This is a genomic window from Gudongella ferriphila (assembly GCF_046224405.1).
Taxonomy (GTDB): domain Bacteria; phylum Bacillota; class Clostridia; order Tissierellales; family Tissierellaceae; genus Gudongella.
This window is the reverse complement of the sequence record NZ_JBJXRK010000030.1, coordinates 19363-28799: the sequence shown is the minus strand read 5'-3', so window position 1 is coordinate 28799 and position 9437 is coordinate 19363. Positions and strand designations below refer to the sequence as shown.

The 9437-nt window shown below is 39.9% G+C and carries 10 protein-coding genes; all 10 read right to left on the bottom strand.

The genetic code is table 11. The features are described 5' to 3' along the window. Positions 1–351: hypothetical protein (locus ACKVDP_RS11975; protein ID WP_409229109.1), on the bottom strand; the 351-nt coding region annotated here is incomplete at its 3' end. Between the two features lie 15 nt (positions 352–366). Beyond that, positions 367–894, bottom strand: a complete 528-nt coding sequence (locus ACKVDP_RS11970) for a hypothetical protein (RefSeq protein WP_409229108.1) — start codon at positions 892–894, stop codon at positions 367–369. A gap of 13 nt (positions 895–907) precedes the next feature. Next, positions 908–3400: a Gp37-like protein gene (locus ACKVDP_RS11965; RefSeq protein WP_409229107.1), complete on the bottom strand. Its 2493-nt coding sequence runs from the start codon at positions 3398–3400 to the stop codon at positions 908–910. Beyond that, positions 3401–4123 carry a hypothetical protein gene (locus tag ACKVDP_RS11960; RefSeq protein ID WP_409229106.1) on the bottom strand — a complete coding sequence of 241 codons (723 nt, stop codon included), beginning with the start codon at positions 4121–4123 and terminating at the stop codon, positions 3401–3403. Positions 4124–4134: 11 nt separating this feature from the next. Beyond that, a complete protein-coding gene (locus ACKVDP_RS11955) occupies positions 4135–4983 on the bottom strand; it encodes a phage tail family protein (protein WP_409229105.1) in 849 nt (282 codons plus the stop codon). Position 4984: 1 nt separating this feature from the next. After that, the gene (locus ACKVDP_RS11950; RefSeq protein ID WP_409229104.1) at positions 4985–7633 is read right to left on the bottom strand and encodes a phage tail tape measure protein; all 2649 of its coding nucleotides are present in this window, start codon (positions 7631–7633) and stop codon (positions 4985–4987) included. A 67-nt stretch (positions 7634–7700) separates the two neighbouring features. Continuing rightward, positions 7701–8207, bottom strand: a complete 507-nt coding sequence (locus ACKVDP_RS11945; RefSeq protein WP_409229103.1) for a hypothetical protein — start codon at positions 8205–8207, stop codon at positions 7701–7703. Positions 8208–8237: 30 nt separating this feature from the next. Further along, positions 8238–8450 carry a hypothetical protein gene (locus ACKVDP_RS11940; protein WP_409229102.1) on the bottom strand — a complete coding sequence of 71 codons (213 nt, stop codon included), beginning with the start codon at positions 8448–8450 and terminating at the stop codon, positions 8238–8240. Further along, the gene (locus ACKVDP_RS11935; protein ID WP_409229101.1) at positions 8419–8853 is read right to left on the bottom strand and encodes a hypothetical protein; all 435 of its coding nucleotides are present in this window, start codon (positions 8851–8853) and stop codon (positions 8419–8421) included. The genes ACKVDP_RS11940 and ACKVDP_RS11935 overlap by 32 nt, the downstream gene beginning before the upstream one ends. 41 nt (positions 8854–8894) lie before the next feature. Further along, positions 8895–9437 (bottom strand): hypothetical protein, encoded by a 543-nt coding sequence (locus ACKVDP_RS11930; RefSeq protein ID WP_409229100.1) that lies wholly within the window; start codon positions 9435–9437, stop codon positions 8895–8897.

The following is a 9437-nucleotide window of genomic DNA, read 5'->3' as shown; positions in this document are numbered from 1 at the left end:
CAGTAATGCCAACTCTTGCCCTAACGTATTAATTATTTCTTGTTGCTCTTCAGTTTCAGTTTTTGGTATATCTACATAAATATAAACCCATTGGTCTGTCTCATCTTTTACAAGTTTAATTTCTTTTCCTTCAACTTCTGGTGGTTTCACAGGCTTATCCAATACGATAACTTTAGTGACAAATTCACCGTCATGTTCAAAATTAACAAAAGGATAGTTTTCTATATATGTTTGTGCCATTTGTTTTCCTTCTTCTGCCGTTTCGTCAATAATTAAATTACCATTATTGTACCAATCCGAATTTGGTTTATCAGACCTTGTTTCAGCTAAACCATTTTTTTTAATAATCATTAAAAACACCCCTTTCTATGCTTTAATAGCTAGGTAATACCCTTTAAAACCACTTGTGTTAAAAGCACTATTCCCATTGGAAACCCTAAACCCTACACTTGTTAATCCTATCCCATTTTGGGTATCTATGGTTCCAGTGTAGTTCCATGATAAACCGAGAAGGTCCTGTAATATAATACCTTGATATGGTCGAGAATCAGGATAGGCATTACTAAAACCATATATAAACACTGCATCAGGTGCAAATCCCACATTAATTACCCTATCATCAATTCCGTCACCTGTAAAAGAACCTCGAACTATGTGTGTAGCTATTTGTTCTTTAACCCTCAAAGGTGTCATAAACTTATTGTTAGTTTCTCCTGCAACAGCTTCTGCTTCCGAAGCAAGAGCATTAACATGAACTTGTGTCGTATTTTCTGCCAAATGTTCATCAAATGTTACTCCACTATCTGACCTCGTCTTTGGATATTTCCTCTTATATGTGCCATCCGGCAACTTTTCGAGCATTTCAATATTTACGTTTTGACTTATATTTGCCATAATATCACCTTCCTTATATTTCTTTGTGCCATTGATCGCCAACGTTAAGCGTTGGTTCCGTAGCACTTGTTATTATTTTTTGAGTTACTAAACTAGGTTTATTTAATATATTCGCCCATTCGATACTATCAGCTATAGCTTCGCCTGGTGGTCCTTGTTCTCCAGTATCTCCTTTGTCACCCTTGTCGCCTTTATCGCCTTTAGGGCCTTGCTCGCCGTCAAAATAATCTACACCTTTTATGGGGGTATAACCATCGTCGCCCTTATCTCCTTTAGGACCTTGCTCGCCTTGTTCACCTTTAGGCCCTTGTATTCCTTGTTCGCCATCTTTACCATCAATACCATCAAAGTAATCTACACCTTTTATTGGAGTATAACCATCGTCACCCTTTGGCCCTTGGATACCTTGTTCGCCTTGGAGTCCTTGTTCTCCTTGAGGGCCTATATCCCCTTGTATACCTTTATCTCCTTTATCTCCTTTATCTCCTTTTAGGTTTACGTACTGGTAACTGCTTTGTCCTTCTTGTCTAACTCCTAACTGTGTGCCATTCCAGTTAAATTCAATATTTTTCCCAGTTGGTCCTTGTATTCCTTGGATACCTTGTTCCCCAGTATCGCCCTTTTCGCCTTTATCACCTTTTAAGCCTTGGAGACCTTGGTCGCCTTTATCGCCTTTTGCACCAGTATCACCTTTAAGACCTTGCTCACCTTTAAGGTTTACATATTGATATGTTGTTTGTCCTTCTTGTCTAATCCCTAAAGATGTGCCATTCCACATATACTCGATTGATACCCCATCTACACCAGCCACACCTTGAATACCTTGCTCTCCAGTGTCTCCTTTTTCTCCTTGTGGCCCTTGCAATCCTTGCTCCCCAGTATCTCCCTTCGCCCCTTGCGGGCCTCTTAAATTTACATACTGGTAACTACTTTCCCCTTCAACTCTTACACCTAAGCTTGTGCCATTCCAGTTATACTCAATAGATTTTCCAGTTTCACCTTGTAGCCCAATTTCTCCTTGGATACCCTGTTCTCCTTGTATTCCTTGAAGTCCTCTTTCTCCTTGTTCTCCTTTGTCGCCTTTTTCTCCCTTGAGATTTACATATTGATAAGAAGTTTCTCCTTCTATCCTTATTCCTAATTGAGTAGCGTTCCAATGAAATTCAAGGGATTTCCCATCTAGTCCAGGAATGCCTTGTTCTCCTTTGTCACCCTTAGGTCCAATTTCTCCTTGGCTTCCTTTTAGACCTTGTTCTCCTTGTAAACCTCTAGGGCCTTGTTCTCCAATATCACCTTTATCGCCTTTACTACCCTTTTCACCTTTCAAATCTTGATATTGGTAATTGACTTCATCTTCTCTTTTGACACCTAATTCTGTACCATTCCATTGATATTCAATACTATAACCATCTCTACCAGGTAGACCAGTTCCTCCTTCACTACCACCTTCAGCAATAGGAGTATCGGTCGCCTTTTTAACTATATCTAATATGGTAGGCAAACTTTCACCAAAAGCTACATCAAGCCTAAATCCTGTCGACTCATATATTTCAGTTACTTCGGTAATTCTTCTATCTGTAGTAATTCCCCATTGATTATTTTGTACAGTAACTATATCACCAAGCTTAAAATCTTCTTCATATGCTAGGTTTTTATCAGTTAAAACTCTACTGTCAAAAGTTAATATCTCCTGTGTTTCTGATAATTTTTGCTCACCTCTAGCTGGTAAATCTGTTTCATTCTCTAAGTCTCTAGCATCAACAAATAATTCAAAGCTATCTAACCCTTTATCATTATCCCCTACAATATTAATAGTTCTGTCGGCACCTTCTCCCTGACCTGCCACAATTGCTGTATTGGCATAATTTATCCTGCTTTCAACTAACGTTTGTTCAGCTATATTGTCATATTCGACTGAAAATATAGCTGGAGGAAGTATATTCTGATTAGCCGATCTATCTTTACTTTCCACAACATCAAACATAAATTGTTTATTTTCTAAGTCTAGAGTAATATCCCAGCCTAAACCACTAGCTAGAGATAGTTTCTCTAATTCATCAGCTAAGTTCTTGTATCTGGTCTGATAAACCGTTATAGCACCTCTGTTTTGATTAGGAGCAACTACAATATCTGTAACACCTTTTCTATTTAGTGTAACTTGTACATATTCTTTTATGATAGTTTCTGTATTATTATTGATCCTATTGTATGCTTGCTCCTGTGGAGGAAATACTAGCCATCTTGCAAAATAAGACTTTAACTCCAATCCTTTAACTACTAACTTGCCATCAGTTGAGTTTGTTTCTCTGTGGAGGATTACATAAGCCTTTTTCTCATTGGTAAATATAATATTTTCTTTAATTAACTTGTCTGTAAAATTATTATCTTCATGTAGATGTAACTCAAAACTACCTACACCATGCCATTTTTTAGTCATTATAAAACTTTCATACTCATCTATTTGACCTAGAAAATTGAATTGTCTATCTATAATATCAATGATCATTTAATCCACTTCCCTAAACCAATAGTCTCCTGCAACTGCTTCCGTTGGCTCAACCGTTCCGGAAAATATTAGCCCACCTACCATATCCTGCTTACTATTAAACCAATTTTCCCAGTTAGCTTTTATGTTGTTCCATTCACTTTGAACATTTACTTGCTTATTAGTCCATTCAGTTTCAATGTTGTTTAGGGTATTGTTCCAGACGTTCCACATTTCACCTGCTGGAATGCCAATCAAAGATGATACTAGACCACAAGTATCCTTAAATCGTTCATCTATTATGTCATTTGCACTTATGTTAGTAGATCCCTTCTTGATTCTTACTTGTGCTAGTGTCATTTCCTTTACTGTGTCAGTTACTTCTATTTGTGGAGGTTGCGGTGTGCTGGAAAATGTACCTTTTTTGACTTGTACGGTTATTTCTCTTGCTATTTCATCAAATCTTAAAACTATCCTATCAATTCTATCTAGCATACTATCTGAATTATCAAGAGTTTTTGTCATAGGCATATCGTTATGATACATATATCCCTTTACAAAAGCATAACCAGTATTGATATTTATATTTAATCCACTTTCAGCACTAACCCTTAAACCTGCTTCTCCATTTTCTGTGTATAGTCCATCGCTTAAAAATTTACTAAAATATTCAGCAAATTCATCTGCTGTGTATTCTTGATAATCAGGTTCCTCATAATTAAAAAATCTATAATGTTCTGCCATAAATCCACCTCCTAAATGCCTAAATATCTATTTCTATAGGATATTTTGACTTGTGCTGATTCTATTTCATCATCACTTGTATATTCAACAATGTTGTCTCCTGCCTCTAATTGCCAAAACTTACTACCTAAATCAATCCAATTAAATACATTATTCTCATTTATTTCTACTCTTTTATTGCCAAAATCCGTGGTAATCACTAATACATCATCTTGCAATAGTGTTCTATTTACTTGTATATATTCGCCTGTAGTATGATTGGTTATCCTAGGGTTCGTTGCTGGACCTTTAAATTCAACCTTTACAGGTGTTACTACATCTCCATTGTTGATTATATTGATTTTTTTAGGACCTTTTTTGGAAAATGTGGTTGGTAACCTCAAAGGAAACCTCATTCCACCTATCCAGGTTACTATTTCTTCTGATGTTTCGTATTCGTCTAGCCAAAATGGATTAGGTGCGAATAATTGAATTAACCCAGGTTGCATTACATCTTTAAAATCTTCTGCATCTGGAAATACTGGTGCAAGTTCTGATATAGCTTTAATCTCTCTTTTGAGTCCACCTATCTTATATATCAAAGTTCCTTCATTTAACTTCGGATTAAATGCTCTTGATATTGTCCTTCTATGGTTCATCATTTCTTCTATTGTTCCGGCTAATATCATCACCTCTATGGATAATGGTCTAGGTTCTAATGTGTTTCCGTGGTAGCTAATTCCATCTTGATAAGGAGATTTTGAACTCTGTATATCAATATTTACCGCCCCTGTACCTTCTATTTTAGTCAATACAAAAGGGCCATCATTTCCAAGTTCGATTGATTGGCCCTTACTATTTATAAATGTTATTCTTTCCATATCAAACACCCCATTCCATGGCTAACTGTCTTGATACTTGCAGGTTCTTACGAGCTATTTCACTTGGACTCAATGGTGTAGGTGAATGGATTTCTATATGTTGATTTATTGTTCTGCCTTGATTTGTGATGTTTTCGCTTTTATCATTACTATAAATCTTACTACCTCTTGGCAACTCAACAATCTCGGGACCATGCTCACCAACCCAAGCCCTTCCACCTTCAAAGAAGTCGGTTCCCATTGCATAAGGCGATGGTCTGGAAGATACGTCTGTCAAAGGCATTCTTCCAGGTGAAAAGTTACCAACAGACCCTCCGCTTTTTTCGTTGACCTCTTCAACCATGGTTTTGATTTTTCTAACAATAGGATTCTCGTTGAACCACTCTGTTAAGGTCTGCCATTTTGTTTTTATTTCTCCATTATCAAGGTCAATCTGCTCAATTACATCTGCACCTTGTGCCTTAACTTCGTCTAATACTCCCTGATGCATCTTCTCAGCTTGGAAAATAGCATCTTTCTTTTGTCTTTCTGCTTCCTCTATAATTTTCTTTGCTAGCTCCTCAGACTCTACAGAACCATCTTTTCTTAACTCCTCAGCATACTTGAGTCTTTTTTCATACTCTTCTTCAGCTTGTTCAATTGATTTCTCTTTTTGTTCAATACTGTTTTTTATGACCTCAGATGCCATTTCAAGAGTTAATCTTTCTGAATTGGCCTTCAGGTTTTCAAGGATAGTTTCACTTTCTTCCTGTGTCTCTGATAGAAGTCTAATTCCATCCTCTTTCATGTTCTCCCTGATTGCTGTAATTTCTATCCATTCTTTGTCGGTGATTTTTCTATTTTCCTCAGCTGCCAACTCGAATATCTCGGTTATCCTGTCATGACCTTCTTGTGTCTTGGCTATTGATTCGTCATACTTCTCAGTGGCAATCCTTATCATTTCCTCTTTTTCTTCCTCTGAGAGGTCTGTTGTCTCGTCAAACATTTCTTGTATCTCAGCTATGGCATCAATCTTTTGTTGTTCTAGTTTTCCTATAACCTCATCTGCCATGGTGCCAATGTTTCCTGTGATTTCAGTTGACATTTCACTTGTGACCCTTGCACCACTACCCTTTAATCCCATAAGCGCAGCTGAACCTTCCTTTTCAAGGTCAAGGAATCCTCCCACAGCCTCCTGTGTGTTCTCAGAAACTGTTTCGCCAAAGATGTCAACCTCTGGTATTACATCCTCGTTCAAATACTTGTATAGGCCATATGCGGCGGTCCCTGCTCCTGCTATGGCAATCCCCCAAGGTAGTATTGTCCCAAGGGTCCCGGCCATTACTCCACCAAGTCCTGTGGAACCTGCTCCAAGGGCCTTTGTTGCTAGTCCTGCACCACCTGATAGTTTACTCATAAGGTTAACAGTTGAACCTATTCCTCTGGATAGTTTCCCTGTAACCATGACCACTGGCCCTATAACTGCGGCAAACTTACCAGCTGTGATAATCATTTCCTTTGTTTCTTCATCAAGCTCTGAAAACCAAGTTACACCCTCGTTTATCTTCTCAACTACATCAGACAGTGCCGGGATCAATATCTTCCCAAAGTCAATGGCTAATCCTTCCATGGCTGACTTAAGCTTTGTAATCTCACCTTGAAGGTTATCCTGCATTACTTCTGCCATTTCCTGGGCCTTGCCAGTGGAGTTTTCAATATTCCCCTGCAACTTGTCAAAATCAGCATCACTACCACCCATTATTGACAGGAATCCACTCATGGCCTCCTGGCCGAATATCAGCTTTGCATTCTGTGCCTGCTCTGCCTCGGATAAATCATCCCATACAAGGCGCATATCCTGAAGCACATCACTGAAGTCACGCATGGACCCATCAGCGTTTTGTGTCTCTATTGCAACCTCACCCAATTTCTCACTGGTGATTGAGATATCTCCGGACATTTTATTGAAGATTGTCCTGAGGGCTGTACCTGCCTGGGATCCTTTTATACCTGCATTGGCCATAAGACCTATTGCTAAGGCTGTGTCCTCGATTGAGTAACCCAATGCTCCGGCTACTGGTGCGGCATACTTGAAGGTTTCGCCCATAAGCCCGACATTCGTATTAGCACTTGATGAAGCAGCGGCCAATACATCGGCAAAATGCCCTGATTCCTCGGCCTGCAACCCAAATGCTGTCATTGCATCGGTGACTATGTCCGATGTCGTGGCTAAGTCCTCACCGGATGCAGCTGCAAGTGCCAATACTCCCGGTAGACCTGCTACTGATTGTTCAGCTGTCCAACCTGCCATTGACATGAATTTAAGGGCCTCAGCACTCTCAGAAGCACTAAACTTTGTTGTGGCACCCATTTCCCTTGCTATATCCTCAAGGCTCTTTAAATCATCCCCTGTGGCTCCTGATATGGCGGCCACCTCAGACATGGATGCCTCAAATCCTGCGGCTGTTGTTGCTGCAGCTGTACCTATGCCAATAATAGGGACAGTCAAGCCCATGGTAAGGCCCTTACCCACACTCTCCATCTTCTTGCCCTTGCTAATCATGTTGTCGCCAAACTTGTTGGCCTTATTTTCTGCATTACTCAAGCCATTATAAAATTTGGTGGTATCAAGTACCAATTCCGAATAAACATTACCTGCATCTATTGCCATTTTCTCACCTACCTTTAATTAGGCATTAAAAAAGACACCCTTATAGGTGCCTTAATTATTTTAAGTTTTATTTCTCGTATATGTCCCAATAAGCCTGTCCAAGCTTAAAGTCATATTCAATGTCAAGTTCATCACCATTATCCAGTATAGCCCTTACTGCAAGAGTTAAAACCTCATAGTCAGCCGGGTCCAAAGTCTCAGGCCCAAAGCTGTCAAAGATTGGCGATGTCTCTCCGGGCATTACCGTATTGTGGCTTGATAGATATGTTGTGTCATTCTTATCCTTCAGGTGTACCTTCATGTGATACCTTGTGATAGGGTAGTCTGAATTGTTCTTGAAGGTCGCCTCCATATAGACATAGCCTGAGCTGTTAGGCTCAAGTATTGTTATGTCATATGGTATCTGGTCCGGGTGGATGGGTAACTCTCCCCCTTCATCTTCTGGCTCCTCAGGTACTTCCTCTGGCATCTCTTCTGCCTCTGCCACATCCACTGAATCATCAACTTCTGCAGCGCTGCAACCCGAAATCACCAATGCCAATACCATAAACGTTAAAAGTACAAGCTTTTTCATATGTATAACCCCCTTTAATTGGATTATACCTTATTTCTTGTTGGTTTTAACAATAAAGTTGATTAAATCCTCATTATTGCCCTTTTTCTTGTCATCCCATGATATTAGATTCCATTTAAGCCTTCCCTTATCATCAAGGGCCTTGCCATAGTACATATAACAGACCTCATCAAAGCAATAGGCTGTGAATGGGTCCTCTATATCCATCAGGCTACTTGGCTTTTCTCTGTACTCCTTTGCCATCATTATTATCTGCGCCATCTTTCTCTTTGTGACGAAAGGAACGCAAGGAGCTGATCGGTGCCAATGCCCACGCATACACAGACAACAACTGGTCATCTGTCATATGGTCCTTCACTTCCTCAAACTTAGGCTCCACCATGCAGATTTCACAGTAGAAGTCAATCCACTTCTGGTAGTCCTTGGCCAACTCCTCATCGGTCATCTTGTCCTTGTTAGGTTGTGCAGCTTTGCCAAGGGCCGCCTTTGTTGCCATGGACATAAGAGGATTATCAATCTTTCCCTCTCTCATCATCCTTGTAAGCTGTGGCCTTTGTACCTTTATGGTGATATTGCCTATCCCATCAAAATCAGGGATGTCAATCTCTGTTGCCGAATCCTTGAATCTATCTACAATCTTGCTCATATAATCCTCCTAGTTTGTGATTAAGAGAAAACTACCCGCAATTAAGCAGGTAGTGTCTCTAGCATTGCAACTTCAACAGGTGATTCTCCAAACTTGCTTCTACTTCTGATCTGCATCTGTGGTGAGAAGAATCCTCCATCTACCACGCTGTAGTTAACTGGTCTACCCTTACAGTTCTTGTATGAGAATTTTACATACCCAGTGGTACTTCCATCTCCATCCTTCTGCTCGGTGTAAACATCCATGGTGAATGCTGTCCTTGCAACTGGCGTTCCAACAACAGGCGCTGAATACTTCTCAGTAACCTCATCCCATGTACCGCCATCAACAAGGGCCAGTATCTCAGGTATGAAAGTAGCTTGTGTCAAGCTTATATCATAGCCCTTTACTATATCCTCTGTGTTGTTCTGTGCCTTTATTACGTTTTTTACCCTCAGCTCCTGCTCCTGTCCTGCGGATGTAAAGGCCACAACATCAGCCTCTGTTGCCACATCGGTCAGGGTATAGGTTACCGGGGTATCTTCTTCTGTTACAATGTCAACTCTTGCAATGTTTGCCAATGCAAATTCATTAGGTACTGTCAT

Bases quoted from the DNA above. Each gene is read 5' to 3' on its own strand.
- ACKVDP_RS11970 (WP_409229108.1), bottom strand. From the start codon at position 894: ATGGCAAATATAAGTCAAAACGTAAATATTGAAATGCTCGAAAAGTTG.
- ACKVDP_RS11945 (WP_409229103.1), bottom strand. From the start codon at position 8,207: ATGAAAAAGCTTGTACTTTTAACGTTTATGGTATTGGCATTGGTGATT.
- ACKVDP_RS11940 (WP_409229102.1), bottom strand. From the start codon at position 8,450: ATGGCAAAGGAGTACAGAGAAAAGCCAAGTAGCCTGATGGATATAGAG.
- ACKVDP_RS11935 (WP_409229101.1), bottom strand. From the start codon at position 8,853: ATGAGCAAGATTGTAGATAGATTCAAGGATTCGGCAACAGAGATTGAC.
- ACKVDP_RS11955 (WP_409229105.1), bottom strand. From the start codon at position 4,983: ATGGAAAGAATAACATTTATAAATAGTAAGGGCCAATCAATCGAACTT.
- ACKVDP_RS11930 (WP_409229100.1), bottom strand. From the start codon at position 9,437: ATGACAGTACCTAATGAATTTGCATTGGCAAACATTGCAAGAGTTGAC.
- ACKVDP_RS11965 (WP_409229107.1), bottom strand. From the start codon at position 3,400: ATGATCATTGATATTATAGATAGACAATTCAATTTTCTAGGTCAAATA.
- ACKVDP_RS11950 (WP_409229104.1), bottom strand. From the start codon at position 7,633: ATGGCAATAGATGCAGGTAATGTTTATTCGGAATTGGTACTTGATACC.
- ACKVDP_RS11960 (WP_409229106.1), bottom strand. From the start codon at position 4,123: ATGGCAGAACATTATAGATTTTTTAATTATGAGGAACCTGATTATCAA.